1 protein-coding gene is annotated in these 851 nt (G+C 62.7%); it reads right to left on the reverse strand.

From position 1 onward, the window contains the following. Positions 1 to 848, reverse strand: an 848-nt coding sequence (gene tuf, locus R2N16_RS25435; protein ID WP_316669825.1) for an elongation factor Tu, incomplete at its 3' end; no start/stop codon positions are given. Positions 849 to 851 lie beyond the last annotated feature (3 nt).

Here is an 851-nt window from a genome sequence, read left to right on the forward strand (position 1 = left end):
CCGCGCAGCAGGATACCGACGTTATCGCCTGCCTGACCTTGGTCCAGCAGCTTGCGGAACATTTCCACGCCCGTGCAGGTGGTCTTTTGCGTGGCCTTGATACCGACGATTTCGAGTTCTTCGCCGACCTTGACGACGCCGCGCTCGATACGGCCGGTCACCACGGTGCCGCGACCCGAGATCGAGAACACGTCTTCCACCGGCATCAGGAACGTGCCGTCAACAGCGCGCTCGGGCGTCGGGATGTAGGTGTCCAGTGCGTCGGCCAGGTTCATGATGGCCACTTCGCCCAGTTCGCCCTTGTCGCCTTCCAGCGCCAGCTTGGCCGAACCCTTGATGATCGGGGTGTCGTCGCCCGGGAAGTCGTACTTGGAGAGCAGCTCGCGCACTTCCATTTCGACCAGTTCCAGCAGCTCGGCGTCGTCCACCATGTCGCACTTGTTCAGGAACACGACGATGTACGGCACGCCAACCTGGCGGGCCAGCAGGATGTGCTCACGCGTTTGCGGCATCGGGCCGTCAGCGGCCGAGCACACCAGGATCGCGCCGTCCATCTGGGCGGCACCGGTGATCATGTTCTTGACGTAGTCGGCGTGGCCCGGGCAGTCAACGTGCGCGTAGTGGCGGTTCGCCGTTTCGTACTCGACGTGCGCGGTGTTGATCGTGATGCCGCGTGCCTTTTCTTCCGGCGCTGCATCGATCTGGTCGTATGCCTTGGCGGCACCACCAAACTTGGTCGCCAGCACGGTCGTGATCGCTGCCGTCAGCGTCGTCTTGCCGTGGTCAACGTGACCAATCGTACCAACGTTCACGTGCGGCTTGGTCCGCTCGAACTTTTCCTTTGCCATGTC

Source organism: Ralstonia psammae, from assembly GCF_958405935.1.
In the GTDB taxonomy this organism is placed as follows: domain Bacteria; phylum Pseudomonadota; class Gammaproteobacteria; order Burkholderiales; family Burkholderiaceae; genus Ralstonia; species Ralstonia psammae.